Below are 17,671 nucleotides of genomic sequence, written 5' to 3'. Positions count from 1 at the left end.
GATTTTGTTGTCTTCACACACACATGATCATCAGGGCGGCTGCACCCATCTCACCCACCCCACCCACACCGTCCACCCTGGTCAGACGACCAATGGCGGCTGCCGTACTAGGCGAGGTGCACCGGCAGATCCAGCACCTCCTCCACCGGTCGGCGAGGGGTGGGCCAGCCCGGCTGGCCGTACCCGATCCGCATCACCATCTGCGGGGTACCGAACCGTCCCAGCGACAGCCGGAGCTGCTCCCGGGCCGACGGCACCTCGATCGGTTGGGACAGCATCGATGCGGACAGCCCGGCGTCGGTGGCGGTCAGCAGCACCCGCTGCAACGCCTGGCCCGCGACCACCTGGTCGACGGCGGTGTTGCCGGCGGAGCCGAGCACCGCGACGAGCGGCTCCGGCTCGAAGTCGCGTCCGGGTGCCCGCTGGGTGCCGCCGAAGCCACGCGACGGAAGCAGGTCCTGCGGCTCGGCCCGGGGGCCGCTGGCGGTGACCGGGACGCCGTCCGGTTCGTCCCCGGCGCGTACCCACGCCTCGCGTTCCGCCCGGTAGGCAGGGTCGCGTTCGAGCACCCGGTGTGCGCCGCGAGCGATCTCGGCGAAGGCGTTGACGGCGCTCACCCCGATGAGCAGCTCCAGCCAGCAGTGCTCGGCCCGAGCCGCCTCACCCAGCCGCCAGCGGGAATCGGCCGGGACCGGGTCGGGCCAGAACGGGGCACGGTTGCTGAACCGGCGTGGAACGGCCGCGTGGAGGCTCTGCTCGGCGGGGCTGGACCGGCGCGGCAGGTCCGGCACCAGTCGGGCCAGCACGTCCGGTTCCGACGGGTACGGACGCAGTCGTAGCGTCGCCGGGGCGCCGGCCACGGCAAGGGCGAGGCGCAGGTTGAACAGCGCCGCTCCGCCGGCGACGCGGGCACCCCAGCCGCTCGGGTCGGTGGCGGGCAGCCGTCGGGTCGGGTCGAGGAGCACCTCGATCCCGCCGTCGCGCAGCCGGAACCGCCACGGCTGGACGTTGTGCAGGGACGGTGCCCGGATCGCGTCGGTCGCGGCGGCCCGCAGCTGTTCGACGGTGTAGCCGGTCTCCATGGTCGAGCCCCCTCGCATCCTGCCTGGCACCTCCCCACGGTGCGCCCCGCACACCCCACCCAGCAGGGCCGCACGTCCCGACCTCCCAGGCCCCCCGCCCTCCCTCGGCCCACCCACCGAATGGTTGATCATGAAGTTGTTGTCGCGCCACGCCGGCGCCAGTGGTGACAACCTCATGGTCAAGAGGGGCGAGGCGGGTGGGGAGGTTGGGACTTTCGGCCCGGGTGGGGGTTGGAGGAAGGAGGTAGAAAGGGGGCATGATCCGGGTGTTTCTGCTTGACGACCATGAGGTGGTCCGTCGTGGTCTGGCCGACCTGCTGCATGCCAGTGGGGACATCGAGGTGGTCGGCGAGTCCGGTTCCGCACCGGAGGCGGCCCGCCGGATTCCGGCGCTGCGGCCCGACGTGGCGATCCTCGACGCCCGGCTACCCGACGGCAACGGCATCGACGTGTGCCGGGACATCCGGGCGGTGGACTCCTCGATCAAGGGCCTGATCCTCACCTCGTACGAGGACGACGAGGCGCTGTTCGCAGCGATCATGGCGGGTGCCTCCGGGTACGTGCTCAAGCAGATCCGCGGCACCGACCTCGTCGACGCGGTACGCCGGGTGGCGGCCGGCCAGTCGCTGCTCGACCCGGCGATCACCACCCGGGTCCTGGATCGCATCCGCAGCGGCGTGGAGCAGCCCCGTGAGCTGCAATCCCTGACCGAGCAGGAGCGGCGCATCCTGGAGTACGTCGCCGAGGGGCTGACCAACCGGGAGATCGCCAGCCAGATGTTCCTGGCCGAGAAGACGGTGAAGAACTACGTCTCCAGCGTGCTGGCCAAGCTCGGCCTGGAACGCCGTACCCAGGCCGCGGTGTTGGCCACCCGCCTGCTCGGCAAGACCCACTGACCCCACCCGCCGGGTCCGGCCCGGCGCAGTCCTGTCACGGGCGAGCCGCAGCGGCTCAGGCCACCAGCGGGACCGACCAGCGCAGCTCGGTGCCGCGCGGCTCGGCGCCGCGCACCTCGAAGCTGCCGCCGTGCCGTTCGGCGCGTTCGCGCAGGTTCACCAGCCCGCCCCGGGCGGCGGCCGGGTCGCAACCTACCCCGTTGTCGGTGACGGTGACGGCGACCTGGGTGGCGTCGACGCGTACCGACACCGACACCGCCGTGGCCTCGGCGTGGCGTACCGCGTTGGACAGCGCCTCGCGGAGCACGGCGCCGAGTTCGGGGCGGACCTCGTCCGGCACGGCGCTGTCGATCGGCCCGGTCAGCTCCAGCCTCGGCCGGAACCCCAACGACTCGGCGGCGACCTCCACCGCCTCGCGGATCTCGGTGCGCAGCGCCGCACTCATCGGGGTGCGCAGCTCGAAGATGGTGCGGCGGATGTCCTTGATGGTGGTGTCCAGGTCGTCGACCGCCGCGTTGATCCGCTTGGCGACCTCCGGCCGCGCGGTCAGCGGCACCGCGCTCTGCAGTTGCAGGCCGGTGGCGAACAACCGCTGGATCACCACATCGTGCAGGTCCCGGGCGATCCGCTCGCGGTCCTCCAACACCACTAACTGCTCGCGTTCCTCCTGGCCACGGGCGCGTTCCATGGCCAGCGCCGCCTGACCGGCGAAGCTGTCCAGCAGGGTCACGTCGTCGTCGGTGGCGCCGCCGTGATCGGCGCTGTGCGCGATCACCAGCACGCCGTGCAGGGTGTCGGCGGTGGCCAGCGGAGAGATCACCGCCGGCCCGGTGTGCAGCACCGCCGGCCATGGCGCGGCGTGGGCCAGATCCTCCACCGAGTCGTGCCGCCCCTGGGCGACCGGACCGGCGAAGCTGGTGTCGGCGGCCGGCAGTACCGTGCCGACAAGCGCGCGGGACTGGTTGCCGACGCCGTCGACGACCTCGACGGTGAAGTGCTCCGCCTCCCCGTCGTAGAGCAGCACCAGGGCCAGTTCGGCCTCGGCGACCTCGCGGGCGCGCCGCGCCACCAGGGTCAGCGCGTCGGTGCGGCGCACCTCGCCGAGCAGCAGCGAGGTGATCTCCGCGGTGGCGGCGAGCCAGCGTTCCCGCCGGTGGGCCAGCGCGTACAGCCGGGCGTTCTCGATCGCCACGCCGGCCGCCCCGGCGAGCGCGACGACGATCTCCTCGTCGTCCTCGGTGAACTCGGCGCCGCCCTGCTTCTCGGCCAGGTAGAGGTTGCCGAAGACCTGGTCGCGGATGCGAACCGGCACGCCGAGGAAGGCGTGCATCGGCGGATGGTGCGGCGGGAAGCCGTAGGAGTTCGGATGCTGGGTGATGTCGGGCATCCGTACCGGCTTCGGCTCGTCGATGAGCAGGCCGAGCACCCCCCGGCCGTGCGGCAGGTCGCCGATCTTCGTGTGCAGCTCGGGGGAGATGCCGTGGGTGATGAAGTCGTGCAGCATCCGGTCGGGGCCGATCACCCCGAGCGCGCCGTAGCGGGCCTGGGCCAGGTCGCAGGCCGCCTGCACGATACGTCGCAGGGTACTGCGCAGATCCAGATCGGTGCCGATGCCGACGACCGCGTCGAGCAGCGCCCGCAGTCGCTCCCGGCTGGTCACCACCTCGCCGACGCGATCCAGCATCTCCTGGAGCAGTTCGTCCAGGCGGACTCGGGACAGCGGGCTCAGGCCTAGCGACGGCGGCTCGGGCCGGGGGTTGGGTGCACCGACGGTCACCCGGCGATGCTATCCGGCGACCGGCGGCGCGAAACGCCCCGAGGCTGGCGGACGCGGCGTCCCGGACACCGCGCTAGGCGGCGTCGCCGGACACCGCCGAGGTGTCCACCACCTGCTCGCGGGGCAGCCGCGGGGTGTGCGGTGGGCCGGTGTGGGCCGGGTCGGCGACCCCCAGGCGCAGGCCGAGGTACGGGTGACCGAGCCCGGAGAGCAGTTGGCGCAGGGTCTGCCGGGTGGCCCGCGCCTCGACCACGCCGCTGAGCGGCAGCATCGAGACACCCAGCCGGGTGGCGGCCAGCCAGGCGGCCGACAGCGCCTCGCCGGCACGCAACCAGTCGACCGGCTCATCCTGGTCGCCGTGGAGCACCGCGTAGGACGCCGCCCGGTCGTGCCCCGGCCCGACCGGCAGGGTGCCCGGGCGACCGAAGTCCCGGCCCGGCACGGTGGTCTGCGGAGGCCGCTCCGGCAGCACCTCCGGGGTGAGCCCGGTGCCGCCGCCCGCGCGGCTGGTCCAGTACTTCAGTTCATCCCGCAGCCGGGAGTCCTCCGCCTCGATCGTGGCGGCGTGCGAGGCGGACGCGGCCAGTTGCAGCACCTGGTCGCGGTCGAGGATCTCCAACCGGGCACCCTCCCGGCCGGCGGCCGACACGATGGCGCTCAACGAGTCATCGGAGACCGGCTCGTCGCTGACCGGACGCCGGTCGGTGTACCGCATCTGCATGCACTGCACCGACCGCATCGCGTCCGGGTCGGCACCGGTGGCTCGCGCCTCGGTGAGCCGGGCGAGCAGGTCGGGATCGTGCGGGTCGGGTATCCGCTGCACGCTTGTCGCCCACCCCTCGGCGGCCAACGCCAGCCGGGCGTGATGCAGCCCCGCACCGCAGCTGAGGGTGGCCAGCTCGCCCTGCGGATCGGTGACGGCCAACCTGCTGTCACGCACCATCCGAAGCTCCAACGCGTCGGGTAGCACCCGCCAGCGCCACGGCTGGCTGTTGTGCACCGACGGCGCGTGGCCGGCCATCGCGGCGGCCTCCGCGAGGGCGGTGGTCAGCGGGCGGTGGGAAGCCGGCGTCTGATGGCTCATCCTCACGACCTTTCCGTCTCTGCCCATCGTGCCGCACCCCGGTACGCCTGGGGGCGCAGTCCGGTTCATCGTGCGACATCGGTCCGCGGCGCGCAGGATCCGTACGTCCCGACCGGGCGGGACCTGTGACCCGCGTTCCGCCCCGCCCGCCCGACCGGGTTGAGACGATCCGCAGGTGGGACAGCGGCGGTCGGCAGGTGACCGGAGTGCGGGTGAGTGCTTGCCGGACCAACCGGCGCGACCCGAACCGGAGGGGTCGGGTGCGCAGCGCCGGACCTGGTTGCTGTGGATCCCGCTGACCGGACTCACGCTGCTGGTGCTGGCCGGTGCGGCGGCGGGACTGGCCGGGCAGCCGGGCGCCGCCGACGCGCTCTGGGCGGCGGCCACCCTGGTCGCGTTGCTGCCGGCTGCCGCGTCGGTGCTGCGGGAGTTGCTGCGACGGCGGTTCGGTGTGGACGTGATCGCCGTGCTGGCGCTGGGCGGAGCACTTGTCGTCGGCGAGTATCTGGCCGGTGCGGTGGTCGCGCTGATGCTGGCCACGGGGCGGACCCTGGAGGCGTACGCGCAGCGCCGGGCGACCCGGGACCTGCGGGCGCTGCTGGAGCGGGCACCGCGTACCGCTCGGCGGCGTACCGGCGAAGGTGGCGTCGAGGTGGTGCCGGTGGACCGGGTGGCGGTCGGTGACCGGTTGTTGGTCGGCCCGGGTGACGTGGTCGCCGTCGACGGTGTCGCCGAGGCCGCCGCGACGTTGGACGAGTCGGTGGTGACCGGGGAGTCCCGGCTCGTCGAGCGGGCGACCGGAGCTCGGGTGGCCAGCGGGGTGCTCAACGCCGGTGCCGCGTTCGGGATGCGGGCCACGGAGAGCGCCGAGCGCAGCACGTACGCCGGCATCGTCCGGCTGGCCGAGGAGGCGACCGCCCGTAAGGCGCCGACGGTGCGGCTGGCCGACCGGTACGCCGCGGCTTTCGTGCCGTTCACGCTGGCGCTGGCCGGGCTGGGCTGGGTGCTCTCCGGCGAGTTCCTCCGCGCGGTGGCGGTGCTGGTGGTGGCGACACCGTGTCCGTTGCTGCTGGCCACTCCGATCGCCATCGTCTCCGGGCTGTCCCGGGTGGCCCGACGCGGGGTGCTGGTCCGTGACGGTGGTTCGCTGGAGGTCCTTGGTCGGGCGCGCACCCTCCTGGTCGACAAGACCGGCACGCTCACCGCCGGCCGTCCCCGGGTCGCCGACATCGTCGTGGCTCCCGGCGGTGATCCCGACGAGGTGCTGCGGGTGGCCGCCTCGGTGGAGCAGTTGTCCTCGCATGTGCTGGCGGCGGCACTGGTGCGCTCCGCCGGTGAGCGCGGCCTGCGACTGGTCACTCCGGCTGAGGTGACCGAGGAGCCGGGCCGGGGGGTGAGCGGGCGGGTCGACGGGCGGCGGATCCGGGTCGGCCAGTTCTCCGGGACGTTGCCGGAGTGGGCCGAGCAGGCCGGCCACCGGGCCGGCGCGGCGGGACACTCGCTGGTCTGGGTGGCCGACGAGGCCGGGCCGCTCGGCGTGGTCCTGCTGGAGGATCCGGTACGCCCCGACGCCCACCGGACCGTGGCGCGGCTGCGTGCCGCCGGGCTCACCCGGATCGTGATGGTCACCGGGGACCGGCCGGAGGAGGCCCGCCGGGTCGCCGACGTGGTGGGTGTCGACGACGTGCTGGCCCGGTGCACCCCGCAGGAGAAGGTGAGCCGGGTTCGAGCCGAGGCCGGCCGGGCGGTGACCGTGATGGTGGGTGACGGGGTGAACGACGCTCCGGCGCTGGCGGAGGCGCATGTCGGCGTGGCGATGGGTGCCACCGGGGCGACCGCCTCGGCCGAGGTCGCCGACGCCGTGCTGAGCCTCGACCGCCTCGATCCGCTGGCCGACGCCGTCGAGGTGGCCCGGTACGCCCGCCGGATCGCGGTGCAGAGTGCCACGGTGGGAATGGGGTTGGCGCTGCTGGCGATGGGATTCGCGGCGGCCGGTCGGCTGCCACCCGTGGCGGGCGCGTTCCTTCAGGAGGGCATCGACGTTCTGGTGATCCTCAACGCGCTGCGGGCGCTTCGGGGTGGCCCCCGTGGGCCGGCCTGACGCGGCCGACCCACGGCGTGCCTCGGCGTTCCCGGACCACCGCGACCGGACAGTAAGCGTGCTGGAGGAGTTGCTGGCTGACCGAACCGAGCAGCATGCCCCGCAGCCCACCGCGTCCCCGGCTGCCGACGACGACCAGTTGCGCGTTGCGGCTGGCGTCGATGAGCAGACCGGCCGGCGCGGCGGCGGCCGTCTCGACGGTCACCTCGACATCGGGGTGACTGTCCTGCCCGCGACGCAACGCCTCGTCCACCTCGGCGCGCTGGTCGGCCAGCGCCGCGTCGCGGGCCTGCTCGCCGCGCAGACTCCACTGTTCGCGTCGCGGCTGCCAGGCCCGCACCACGTGCAGCGGCACCCGACGCAGGGCCGCCTGTTCGAAGCCGAAGCCGAGGGCCAGCAGCGAATGCTCCGAGCCGTCCACGCCGACCGCGACGTGCCCGGCCCGGTCACTCTCGGCCGGACGGCGACGGACCACCACCACCGGGCAGTGCGCGTGCGCGGTGACGTTGACCGCGGTCGAGCCGGCGAGCAGACCGGCGAAGCCGCCGTGCCCGCGGCTGCCCAGCACCAGCAGGCCGGCCTGCGTCGAGGCCTCCTCCAGGATCAGCGCGGGCGGACCGTCCAGCACCTCGCCGCGTACGTCCAGACCCGGGTGGGTGGCGGCGGCGTCCGCCGCGGCCTTGCCGACCAGCTCCTCGACCTGCCGACGGGCCTGCTCGTCTGGCCACATCCCCGGCGTCACGCCCGGACCGACCCAGCCGGCCACGGTCAGCCACTCGAAGACGTACGCCAACCGAACCGGTCGGCCGTCGTGGCGGGCCTGGTCCAGCGCCCACTCCAGGGCCGCCGCGGCGTCCGGCGAGCCGTCGTAGCCCACCAGGATCTCCGCGCCTGCGCCGTGCTCGCTCATGATGGGCGTCTCCTCACGGGTTGGTGGGGTCGGTCTCGCGGACCCAGCGCCACTCGGCCACCTTCGGGTCGTCCTCGCCGAACCGACGGGTGTAGTCACGGGCGGACTGGCGGGCGTCGGTCATCTCCTGCCGCAGGTGCGCGGCGCGGGCGGCCAGCCCCGGCACCCGGTCGATCACGTCGATGACGAGGTGGAATCGGTCCAGGTCGTTGAGCATCACCATGTCGAACGGCGTGGTGGTGGTGCCCTCCTCCTTGTATCCGCGTACGTGGAGGTTGTCGTGGTTGGTCCGGCGGTAGGTGAGCCGGTGGATCAGCCACGGATAGCCGTGGTAGGCGAAGATGATCGGCTTGTCGCGGGTGAACAGCGTGTCGAACTCGGAATCCGGCAGGCCGTGCGGGTGCTCGGCGGCCGGCTGGAGCCGCATCAGGTCGACGACGTTGATCACCCGGACCTTGAGTTCGGGCAGGTGCTGGCGTAGCAGGTCCGCCGCGGCCAGGGTCTCCAACGTCGGCACGTCACCGGCGCAGGCGAGCACGACGTCCGGCCCGCTGTCGTCGTCGGTGCTGGCCCAGTCCCAGATACCCACGCCGCGCCGGCAGTGCGCGATGGCCTCGTCCATGGTGAGCCAGCTGGGCGCGAGCTGCTTGCCGGCCACCACCACGTTGATGTAGTGACGGCTGCGCAGGCAGTGATCCATCGTGGAGAGCAACGTGTTGGCGTCCGGCGGCAGGTAGACCCGCACCACCTCGGCCTTCTTGTTCATCACGTGGTCGATGAAGCCCGGGTCCTGGTGGGAGAAGCCGTTGTGGTCCTGCCGCCAGACATGGCTGGAGAGTAGGTAGTTCAGCGAGGCGACCGGCTGCCGCCAGGGAATGCCACGGGTCACCTTGAGCCACTTGGCGTGCTGGTTGACCATCGAGTCGACGATGTGGATGAACGCCTCGTAGCTGGTGAAGATGCCGTGCCGGCCGGTGAGCAGGTAGCCCTCCAACCAGCCCTGGCACAGGTGCTCGGAGAGGACCTCCATCACCCGCCCGTCGGAGGAGAGGTGGTCGTCGCCGTCGACCGTGCCGGCCATCCAGGCCCGGCCGGTGACCTCGAAGGCCGCCTGGAGGCGGTTGGAGGCGACCTCGTCCGGGCCGAACAGCCGGAACGTCTGCGGGTTGGCCGTGATCACGTCGCGAATCCACTTGCCGAGAGCACCGGTGGCGCTGGTGATCGTCGCACCGGGACGGGGTACCTCGACGGCGTAGTCGCGGAAGTCGGGCAGGACCAGATCGCGCAGCAGGGAGCCGCCGTTGGCGACCGGGTTGGCGCTCATCCGCCGTGGCCCCCGGGGCGGCAGCTCGGCCACCTCGGCCACCGGCGCGCCGGTCGCGTCGAACAGTTCCTGCGGTCGGTAGCTGCGCAGCCACCGCTCCAGCTCGGCCAGGTGCTCCGGGTTGGAGCGGACTGCGGAGAGCGGCACCTGGTGCGCGCGGTAGGTGCCCTCCACCTGCTTGCCGTCCACGTCGCGTGGACCGGTCCAGCCCTTCGGGGTACGCAGGACGATCATCGGCCAGCGCGGGCGTTCGATGGTCGCCCCGGAACGGGCGCGGCGCTGGATCTCCGCGATCTCGTCCAGCGCCCGGTCCAGGGTGGCGGCCAGGATCTGGTGCACCTCGGCCGGATCGTCGCCGGCCACCACGTACGGCTGGTAACCCTGGCCGCGCATCAGGTCGAGCAGGTCGGACTGGGGGATGCGGTCCAGCACCGTCGGGTTGGCGATCTTGTATCCGTTGAGGTGCAGGATGGGCAGCACCGCGCCGTCGCGGGCGGGGTTGAGGAACACGTTGGACAGCCAGCTGCCCGCCAGCGGACCGGTCTCCGCCTCGCCGTCTCCGACCACGCAGGCGACCAGCAGGTCGGGGTTGTCGAAGGCGGCGCCGTACGCGTGACTGAGCGCGTACCCCAGCTCACCGCCCTCGTGGATCGAGCCCGGCACCTCCGCCGCGACGTGGCTCGGAATGCCGCCGGGGAAGGAGAACTGGCGGAACAGCCGGGCCATGCCGGCCTCGTCGCGACCGATGTCGTGGTACAGCTCGCTGTAGGTCCCTTCGAGCCAGGTGTTCGCCACCAGTGCCGGACCGCCGTGCCCGGGCCCGGTGATGTAGATGGCGCTGAGGTCCCGCGCCACGATGGCCCGGTTCAGATGGGCGTAGATCAGGTTCAGCCCGGGGGAGGTGCCCCAGTGCCCGAGCAGGCGGGGCTTGACGTGCTCGGGGGCCAGTGGTTCCCGCAACAGGGGATTGTCCAGCAGGTAGATCTGCCCGACGGTGAGATAGTTCGCCGCGCGCCAGTAGGCGTCCAGCCGGCGCAGCTCATCATCGGTCAGGGGCCTTCGCAGGTCTACGGCGGTGTCCATACTGCCTGAGCCTCTCGCGGGTCGGTGAATCCTGCATCCGCAACGCGCGGTTTCCTCTGTCAGCTTGGCGGAGTCGGCGACCCTGGATCAGGGCCATTGGTCCCGCCGGCCCGGGTGTCACGACCCGTAGAGGTCGGGTGTGGCGGTCACACCCCGGATCACGAGCACCGGGGACGAGGCGTGGTAGAGCAGCGACTGGCTGACCGCGCCGAGCATCCCGCGCGACGGTTCCTCACCCCGGGCGGCGACCACCACGAGTTGCGCCGAGCGGGACTGGTCGACCAGCACGTCGTTGGGCTCGCCCCGGATGACGTGACACTCGACGCCGACGTCGGGATGGCCGGCCCGGTGGCGGGACACCATCTCGCTGAGCCGTTCGGTGGCCTCCTCGACGATGCCGTCGGAGTCGACCACCCAGATCGCCAGCAGGCGTGCCTGGTGCTGGGTGGCGCAGGTGAGCGCCCAGTCCAGCGCCATCTCGCCGGAGGCCGAACCGTCGACCCCGACCAGGACCGGGCCGGCGGGTGGGGATTCCCGCCGGGCGACCAGCACCGGGCATTCGGCGCGGGCGGCCACCTGGACGGCGGGACGGTCCGCCGGTATGCAGCGGTCGCAGTGGGCCATACCGCCGTCGCCGACCACCACCAGGAAGGCGGTCTCCGATCTGCGGACCAGGTTCGCCACCGCCGAGCCCTCGGCGATCTCGGCGGTGACCGGAACGCCCGGCGCGTCCGCGTTGGCCGCCGCGGTCGCCTCGGAGATCAACTGTTCGGCCTCGGCCCGGGAACTGGAGACCGCCGGCGCGTCGAAGGCGGCCCAGTTGAAGGCGTGCAGCAGGTGCAGCCCGCGTCCGTGGGCGGCGGCGACCCGGGCGGCGAGGCGGGCCACCGGCAGGACGTCCTCCGGGCCGACGCCGACGAGCACCGGCGCATCGCTGGCGGCGGCCATCCGCATCACCCCCGCAGCTGTGGCACCCGGCCTGCGTCTGAGGCTAGTCGCGCCGGTGCCGTCCCGGGGCGTGATCGCCGTACGGGTAGCCCGGCCCGGTGGATGGTCACCGTCGGCACCGAGCATCTCCTGCTCGCCTTCCTCGCCGACGATGGCGGCCTGGCCGTGGGGGTGATCCGCGACGCGGGGGTCACCGACGACGACCTGCGCGAGCGGATCCGCCGCCACACCGGGACCAGGGGCAGCAGCCTGGGCGAGGCCGACGCGGCGGCACTGCGCGAGATCGGCATCGACCTGGTCGACGTGCGCCGCCGGGTCGAGGTCGCGTTGCGCGTCAGCGCCTGACGGCGCGTGACCCGCCGAGCCCGGACCGCCGCGTGAATGGGTGCGGCACGGCCGCCTGGCCCGCTTCCCCCGGATAGGTGCGGTATGGCCGCCCCACCTGCTTCTCCTGACGATCGTCGGCCGAAACGTCGTCGAGGCGAGCCGGCGGGGTGGGGCGAGGCACATCGGCGTTGGGTCGCTCAATCCGGCACGGTGCTGCACACTGACGCCGTGGAAGATGGACGGGACGAAGGGCCGCTGCGCAGCGCGGTGGTGGTCAATCCGGTCAAGGTGACCGATCTCGACGCGTTACGCCGTACCGTCGGCGACACGCTCGACGCGGCCGGCTGGCCGGAACCGCTGTGGTTCGAGACCACCCCCGACGATCCCGGTCGCGGCCAGACCGAGAAGGCCCTCGCCGCCGGGGTCGACGTGGTCTTCGCCTGCGGCGGCGACGGTACGGTGATGGCCTGCGTCGACGCTCTGGTCGGCTCCGAGGTGGCGCTCGCCGTGCTGCCCCAGGGCACCGGCAACCTGCTCGCCGCCAACCTGGGGCTTTCCGACGAACTGCCCGCGGCGCTGGCGGTGGCCGTCGAGCGTGGTCGGCGCCTGCTCGATGTAGGCGAGGTGGACGGGCAGCATTTCGCGGTGATGGCCGGTATGGGCTTCGACGCCCAGATGCTCGATGCCACAAACGAGACGACCAAGCGCCGGATCGGCTGGCCCGCGTACGTGGTGGGAGCCGCGCGACACCTGCGGGACCGGCCGATGCGGGTCTGGATCCGGCTGGACGACCAGGCGCCGCTGCGCCGTCGCGCCCGTTCGGTGCTGGTCGCCAACGTCGGCCGGCTCCAGGGCGGGGTGACCCTGCTCACCGAGGCGGAGCCCGACGACGGGTACCTCGACGTCGCCGTGCTGACTCCGCGCACGTTGCGGCACTGGCTCTCCCTCGGCTGGGCGGTGGTACGCCGCCGCGACCGGGTGCCACGATTGGAGGTGTACCGCGCCCGTCGAGTGGAGATAACCAGCAGCCGGAGTCAGCCCAGGGAGCTGGACGGTGACCTGATCGAACCAGGCCGCGAGCTGCGGGTGCAGATTCGGCGGCGGGCGTTGTGGCTGTGCGTACCGCGACCGGAACAGGCTCCTGACCTGGCCGAGGACGCGTCGGCCGCCGCCGAGCGGGGCGAACGCCTCGTCGAGGAGGGCCGAGGTGAGCGCGAGGAGTGAGCTTGCGAGCCCCGCAGTCGCGAGCGAAGGTGGGCTCGGTGAGCGCGAGGAGTGAGCTTGCGAGCCCCGCAGTCGCGAGCGAAGGGTGGGCTCGGTGAGCGCGAGGAGTGAGCTTGCGAGCCCCGCAGTCGCGAGCGGAGGGTGGGCTCGGTGAGCGCGAGGAGTGAGCTTGCGAGCCCGCAGTCGCGAGCGGAGGGGGCGGCACGGTGAGCAGCACCAAGATCGTGCCGGAGACCCGGCTGATGTCCGACGAGCAGCTCTGCGCCGACCATGCCTGGCAGACGCTGCGCCGGGAGGGCAGCTGGCACCTGTTGCGTGACGCGTTCACCCGGTTCCGCTACGGCGACGGGTTCAGTCACTCCCGAGCCTTCGCGTTCCAGCTCTGCCTCGCGGTGGTGCCGTTCCTGATCGCTCTCACCGGACTGATCTCCGAGCTGGGCGTGGCCGAGGGGGGTGAGGTGGTCGCCGACACGGTGCTGGCGTTGACCCCCGGCACCAGTGACGAGATGGTCGCCGAGCTGCTCGGCGGGGGCGACGAGGCGGGCGCCGAGCAAGTCGAGGAGACCGGCGAGGTGGCGCTCGTCCTCGGTCTGATCACCGGTCTGGTCGCGCTGACCAGCACCATGGCTCAGATCGAGCGGGGCGCCAACCGCATCTACGGCGTCGAACGGGACCGGCCGGCGCTGTGGAAGTACCTGCGGGCGGCCGTGCTCGCCGTGAGCGCCGGCCTGCCGGCCCTCGCCGGGTTCCTCATCCTGGTCGGCGGGGGTCCGATGGGCGACTCGGTGGAACGCCACTACGCCTGGGGTGATCTTGCCAGCATGATGTGGGATCTGGTGCGTTGGCCGCTCAGCCTCGGCCTGACGGTGCTCGCCGTCGCGGTGCTGTTCCGCCACGCGCCCCGACGGCACCAGCCCGGCCTGTCGTGGTTGTTGTTCGGTGCCGGTATCGCCACCGCGCTGTGGTGGCTGGCCAGCCTGGGGCTGGCCGGCTACGTGCGGTTCAGCGAGGACTTCGGACAGACCTACGGCGCGCTGGCCGGCATCATGGCGTTGCTGCTCTGGGCGAACCTCACCGGCATAGCGTTGTTCGGGGGGCTCTCGTTCGCGGCGCAACTCGAGGCGGTACGCATCGGCATGCAGGAGCCGGCGCAGCCGGACCTGTGGGAACCGAACGCGCAGCGGATCCCCGTGCACGACACCGGTGAGATGACTGCGCTCTGACCCACGGTGTCGCCGGGTGTACCGCGGCGGCGGACCGGGTACTGCGGCACGCCAGAAGCGAAGGAGGCTGCCGTGGGCGCGGTCAGGGACGTACTGCGACGACCCCTTGGACACTTCACCGAACGTACGCTCGCCGGCTTGGCGCTCGTGCTCGGTGCCGGGGTCGGATTCGGGTTGCTGCTGGTGCTGGTCCGGGTGCGGTGGTCACCGCTGTACGACGTGGACCACGGTGTCGCCGAGTGGCTCAACGACCAGATCGCGCCGATCGGGCCGCTGGTGACGGTGCTCAACGCCATCACGGACCTCGGTGGGCGCACGGTCATCATCTGGTTGGTGACCGTGGCCGTGGTCGGGTTGCTGATCCGCCGGCAGGGTCGACTCGCGGTGTTCCTGATCGTCACGGGTGTGGGCGCGCTGGTTCTCGATCCGTCGCTCAAGACGCTCGTCGACAGGTTGCGTCCGGAGGTGGACGTGACGATCGGCGCGTACGCGGGGCAGAGCTTCCCCAGCGGCCACGCGCTCGGGTCGATGGTGGCCTACGGCGCGCTGCTGCTGGTGTTCCTGCCGGCGATGGCACCCCGCTGGCGTCGGCCGGCGATCGCCCTGGTCGCCACCGTCGTCTTCCTGATCGGGTTCACCCGGGTCGCGCTCGGCGTGCACTTCCTCTCCGACGTGATCGGTGCCTGGCTGCTCGGCGCGGCCTGGCTGGGCGTCACCGCGTACGCCTTCCGGTTGTGGCGGTTGGAGCGGGGCCGACCCGCGGTGCCGCTGACCGAGGGGTTGGAGCCGGAGGCCGGGCACGAGGTCGCGCCCGCGCCGGACGAGGAGAAGCTGCTGCCGCACGCCCGGGCCGGCATCGCCGAGATCATCGTCGGCTGGGTGCTGGTGTTCGGCGCCCTCTACGGCTTCGGCATGTTCGTCAGCTACTACGCCGACAACACCTTCCTGGCCAGCCTCGACGAGACGGTGCCGATCTGGTTCGACGAGCGTCGTACCGCCTCGCTCAACGACTTGAGCTGGTGGTGGAGCAAGGTCGGCGACACCCATGCCATCCTGGCGATCTCGATGGTCTTCTGCCCGCTGGTGCTGGCGATCTGGCGGCGTTGGCGACCGGTGCTGTTCGTGGCGTTGACCATGTTCGGCGAGCTGACCCTCTTCCTGGCCAGCGCGGCGGCGGTGGACCGGCCGCGCCCGCCGGTGGAGAACCTGGACGGCCCGATGCCGACCTCGTCGTTCCCGTCCGGGCACATCGCGGCCAGCCTCTGCATCTGGGTGGCGATCGCCGTCATCGTCTTTCCGCGGACCGACCGGTGGTGGCGGTGGGTCTTCGTGGCGCTCGCCGTGGTGATGCCGGTCGGGGTGGCGATCTCCCGGATGTACCGGGGCATGCACCACCCGACGGACTTCATGGGCGCGATCCTGCTCACCTCACTCTGGATCGGGCTGTTGTACTGGGTCATGCGCCCCAACGAGGACGTCCGGCAGGGCAACCAACCGGCCATCGAGTCGGAGGACGTGGACACGCTCGACGACGAGCTGGCTCGGGCCGGCCAGCCGGGCTGAGCCAGCCGTGCTGAGGGTGATGACCTGGAACATCCGGACCGGCGGCCGGGACCGTGGCGGTCCGGACCGGCGCGAGCTGGTGGCCCGGGTCATCGCCCAGCAGCGGCCGGACGTGCTCGCGTTGCAGGAGCTCGGTGGCCTCGACGTCGTGGGCTTCGCCGGCGGTGTCGGTCTCCGGCCCTACCTGGCCCGTTCCTGGCTGGGGCAACCGGTCGCGCTGCTGGTGGCCCAGCGGTGGCCGGTGCTGGCCGCCGCACCTGTGCGGCGGCCGTTGCACCACGCGGCGCAGCGCGTGGTGGTGGGCACCGACGCCGGTCCGTTGACGGTGCTCGGCACCCACCTCGACCCGTATTCGGGCACTCGCCGGCTGGTCGAGGCGGGGTGGCTGGCCGCCGCCCTGCGCCGCCGTCGCGACGGCCTGGCGCTGCTCGCCGGTGATCTGAACACCCTCGATCCGTACGTCGGACACGCCGAGCAGGTGGGTCGGCTACCGCCCGCGTACCGCCGCCGGCACCTGCGCCGCGACGGGCGGACGGTGGAGACCCGCGCGGTGGCCCGGCTGCTCGCCGCCGGGCTGGTGGATCTCGGAGCGGACGCCGGACCCACCGTGCCGACCGCCCACGGTGGTGCCGAGTTCGCCGACATGCGCCTGGACTATCTGCTCGCCACCCCCGAGCTGGCCACCCGCCGCACCCACGTGGGAGTGGTCCGCGACCCCGACACCGAACTCGCCTCCGACCACTACCCCCTACTAGCGGAGTTCGCCCTCACCCCGCCCGTCACAGGAGCAGGTTGAGCAGAACCGCACGCAACGTCTCCTACAACGGCCGCCTCGGCGTCGGGGCCAGCACCACCTTCGGCTTCCTCGGCAGCTGGAACGGCACCAATTCGGCTCCTGCGGTGAGCTGCGCCGCGAGCTGACCGCACCTCGTCTCGATGGCCGGGCCGAACCGGGTCCGGCCACCGAGACCGCCGCTTTTCAGCGACCTCACAGGCCCACTCGATAGGGTGCGCTGGTCCGCGTCCGCTCCCCATGGGAGTTCGGGCACCAGACCCCGCAGGAGTACCAATGGTCTTCAAGAAGATGCTGAGCGCGTTGGGCGTGGGCGGTCCCAGTGTGGACACTGTCCTGACCAACCCGAACACCCGGCCCGGGCTTGCTCTCGACGGTCAGGTCAACCTGCTCGGCGGGGACGCCGCGGCGGACATCGAGCACATCGCCATCGGTCTGGTTGCCCGGGTGGAGGTCGGCGAGCAGGCCGGTGTGATGGAGTTCCACCGCCAGGTGGTCAGCGGGCCGCTGCAACTCGCGCCGAAGCAGACGCTGTCCATCCCGTTCCAGCTTCCACTGCCCTGGGAGGCCCCGATCACCGCCGTGTACGGGCAGCGGCTGCACGGCATGTCGCTGGGGCTGCGCACCGAGCTGGCGATCGCCCGCGCGGTCGACAAGGGCGACCTGGACGAGATCAACGTGCACCCGCTGCCGGTGCAGGAGCGCATCCTGGAGGCGTTCCTCCAGCTTGGCTTCCGGTTCAAGAAGGCCGACCTGGAGCGGGGCGTGATCCACGGGGTGCAGCAGACCCTGCCGTTCTACCAGGAGATCGAGTTCTTCGCCGGGCCGCAGTACGCGCAGACCATCAACGAACTCGAACTGACCTTCGTCACCAACCCGCACGGCGTCGATGTGGTGCTGGAGTGCGACAAGCGCGGCGGCTTCCTGGCGCCCGGCCACGACGTCTTCGGCCGCTACCAGGTGGCGCACACCGACGCGGAGCGCTCGGACTGGGTGCAGGTGGTCGACGGCTGGTTGCAGGAGACGATCGGCCGCTTCGGTGCCATGCGCGCCCAGGCGTTCGGCCCGCAGGGCTACGGCGGCGCGCAGAAGTTCGGCCACCCGCATCAGCGCCGGGGCTCCGGCATGGGTGGGGTGGTGGCCGGCGCCGCGCTGGGTGCCGCCGGTGGCATGGTCGCCGGCCACATGATCGGTAACGCGTTCGAGGGCGCCGAGGACGACGTGACCGAGGCTGCCGGCGACTTCGGTGGCGACTTCGGTGGCGGTGACTTCGGCGGCTTCGAGGAGTTCTAGGCACGACCTGACGGTGGCCCTTCGGGAGAGATCCCGAAGGGCC

Annotated in this window: 14 protein-coding genes and 1 pseudogene; 9 read left to right on the top strand and 6 right to left on the bottom strand. The window is 72.2% G+C overall.

Features of this window, described 5'->3' with window-relative positions:
* Positions 1-107 precede the first annotated feature (107 nt).
* Complete coding sequence (locus tag AC2CHE_RS19305; protein WP_484506297.1) at positions 108-1,082, bottom strand: Acg family FMN-binding oxidoreductase; 975 nt, start codon at positions 1,080-1,082, stop codon at positions 108-110.
* 257 nt (positions 1,083-1,339) lie between these two features.
* Here AC2CHE_RS19305 and AC2CHE_RS19300 point away from each other — a divergent pair, with 257 nt between their 5' ends.
* On the top strand, positions 1,340-1,978 hold the full coding sequence (locus AC2CHE_RS19300) for a response regulator (protein WP_484506293.1): 639 nt from the start codon (positions 1,340-1,342) through the stop codon (positions 1,976-1,978).
* Positions 1,979-2,033: 55 nt separating this feature from the next.
* On the opposite strand, the gene AC2CHE_RS19295 is transcribed toward AC2CHE_RS19300, so the two are convergent.
* Positions 2,034-3,662 (bottom strand): GAF domain-containing sensor histidine kinase, encoded by a 1,629-nt coding sequence (locus AC2CHE_RS19295; protein WP_484506296.1) that lies wholly within the window; start codon positions 3,660-3,662, stop codon positions 2,034-2,036.
* Positions 3,663-3,828: 166 nt separating this feature from the next.
* On the bottom strand, positions 3,829-4,839 hold the full coding sequence (locus tag AC2CHE_RS19290; RefSeq protein ID WP_484506292.1) for an Acg family FMN-binding oxidoreductase: 1,011 nt from the start codon (positions 4,837-4,839) through the stop codon (positions 3,829-3,831).
* Between the two features lie 175 nt (positions 4,840-5,014).
* Here AC2CHE_RS19290 and AC2CHE_RS19285 point away from each other — a divergent pair, with 175 nt between their 5' ends.
* On the top strand, positions 5,015-6,940 hold the full coding sequence (locus tag AC2CHE_RS19285; protein WP_484506291.1) for a heavy metal translocating P-type ATPase: 1,926 nt from the start codon (positions 5,015-5,017) through the stop codon (positions 6,938-6,940).
* Positions 6,941-6,962: 22 nt separating this feature from the next.
* Here AC2CHE_RS19285 and AC2CHE_RS19280 read toward each other — a convergent pair.
* The 3 genes and pseudogenes from AC2CHE_RS19280 to AC2CHE_RS19270 all read right to left on the bottom strand — a co-directional run.
* Positions 6,963-7,850: pseudogene (locus tag AC2CHE_RS19280) on the bottom strand (universal stress protein); the annotation flags it as partial.
* Positions 7,851-7,863: 13 nt separating this feature from the next.
* Entirely contained in the window at positions 7,864-10,257 is a 2,394-nt protein-coding gene (locus AC2CHE_RS19275; protein WP_484506290.1) for a phosphoketolase family protein, read from the bottom strand.
* Positions 10,258-10,374: 117 nt separating this feature from the next.
* The gene (locus AC2CHE_RS19270) at positions 10,375-11,205 is read right to left on the bottom strand and encodes a universal stress protein (RefSeq protein WP_484506289.1); all 831 of its coding nucleotides are present in this window, start codon (positions 11,203-11,205) and stop codon (positions 10,375-10,377) included.
* 102 nt (positions 11,206-11,307) lie between these two features.
* Here AC2CHE_RS19270 and AC2CHE_RS19265 point away from each other — a divergent pair, with 102 nt between their 5' ends.
* The 7 genes from AC2CHE_RS19265 to AC2CHE_RS19235 all read left to right on the top strand — a co-directional run bounded on the left by AC2CHE_RS19265 (position 11,308) and on the right by AC2CHE_RS19235 (position 17,628).
* Positions 11,308-11,550 carry a Clp protease N-terminal domain-containing protein gene (locus AC2CHE_RS19265; RefSeq protein WP_484506288.1) on the top strand — a complete coding sequence of 81 codons (243 nt, stop codon included), beginning with the start codon at positions 11,308-11,310 and terminating at the stop codon, positions 11,548-11,550.
* A gap of 210 nt (positions 11,551-11,760) precedes the next feature.
* Positions 11,761-12,756, top strand: a complete 996-nt coding sequence (locus AC2CHE_RS19260; protein WP_484506287.1) for a diacylglycerol/lipid kinase family protein — start codon at positions 11,761-11,763, stop codon at positions 12,754-12,756.
* A gap of 206 nt (positions 12,757-12,962) precedes the next feature.
* Entirely contained in the window at positions 12,963-13,979 is a 1,017-nt protein-coding gene (locus tag AC2CHE_RS19255; RefSeq protein WP_484506286.1) for a YihY/virulence factor BrkB family protein, read from the top strand.
* A 72-nt stretch (positions 13,980-14,051) separates the two neighbouring features.
* Positions 14,052-15,542, top strand: a complete 1,491-nt coding sequence (locus tag AC2CHE_RS19250) for a phosphatase PAP2 family protein (protein WP_484506285.1) — start codon at positions 14,052-14,054, stop codon at positions 15,540-15,542.
* 19 nt (positions 15,543-15,561) lie between these two features.
* Positions 15,562-16,338, top strand: a complete 777-nt coding sequence (locus AC2CHE_RS19245; RefSeq protein WP_484506284.1) for an endonuclease/exonuclease/phosphatase family protein — start codon at positions 15,562-15,564, stop codon at positions 16,336-16,338.
* Entirely contained in the window at positions 16,335-16,463 is a 129-nt protein-coding gene (locus AC2CHE_RS19240; RefSeq protein ID WP_484506283.1) for a cellulose binding domain-containing protein, read from the top strand. Before AC2CHE_RS19245 ends, AC2CHE_RS19240 begins: the two co-directional genes overlap by 4 nt.
* A 148-nt stretch (positions 16,464-16,611) precedes the next feature.
* A complete protein-coding gene (locus tag AC2CHE_RS19235; protein WP_484506282.1) occupies positions 16,612-17,628 on the top strand; it encodes a sporulation protein in 1,017 nt (338 codons plus the stop codon).
* The last annotated feature ends 43 nt before the right edge of the window (positions 17,629-17,671 follow it).

It is taken from the genome of Micromonospora sp. ATLC16 (assembly GCF_057196645.1).
This window is presented reverse-complemented; position numbering and strand designations above follow the sequence as displayed.

Bases quoted from the DNA above. Each gene is read 5' to 3' on its own strand.
- AC2CHE_RS19265 (WP_484506288.1), top strand. From the start codon at position 11,308: ATGGTCACCGTCGGCACCGAGCATCTCCTGCTCGCCTTCCTCGCCGAC.
- AC2CHE_RS19235 (WP_484506282.1), top strand. From the start codon at position 16,612: ATGGTCTTCAAGAAGATGCTGAGCGCGTTGGGCGTGGGCGGTCCCAGT.
- AC2CHE_RS19305 (WP_484506297.1), bottom strand. From the start codon at position 1,082: ATGGAGACCGGCTACACCGTCGAACAGCTGCGGGCCGCCGCGACCGAC.
- AC2CHE_RS19270 (WP_484506289.1), bottom strand. From the start codon at position 11,205: ATGGCCGCCGCCAGCGATGCGCCGGTGCTCGTCGGCGTCGGCCCGGAG.
- AC2CHE_RS19300 (WP_484506293.1), top strand. From the start codon at position 1,340: ATGATCCGGGTGTTTCTGCTTGACGACCATGAGGTGGTCCGTCGTGGT.
- AC2CHE_RS19295 (WP_484506296.1), bottom strand. From the start codon at position 3,662: ATGCTGGATCGCGTCGGCGAGGTGGTGACCAGCCGGGAGCGACTGCGG.
- AC2CHE_RS19290 (WP_484506292.1), bottom strand. From the start codon at position 4,839: ATGAGCCATCAGACGCCGGCTTCCCACCGCCCGCTGACCACCGCCCTC.
- AC2CHE_RS19245 (WP_484506284.1), top strand. From the start codon at position 15,562: ATGACCTGGAACATCCGGACCGGCGGCCGGGACCGTGGCGGTCCGGAC.
- AC2CHE_RS19275 (WP_484506290.1), bottom strand. From the start codon at position 10,257: ATGGACACCGCCGTAGACCTGCGAAGGCCCCTGACCGATGATGAGCTG.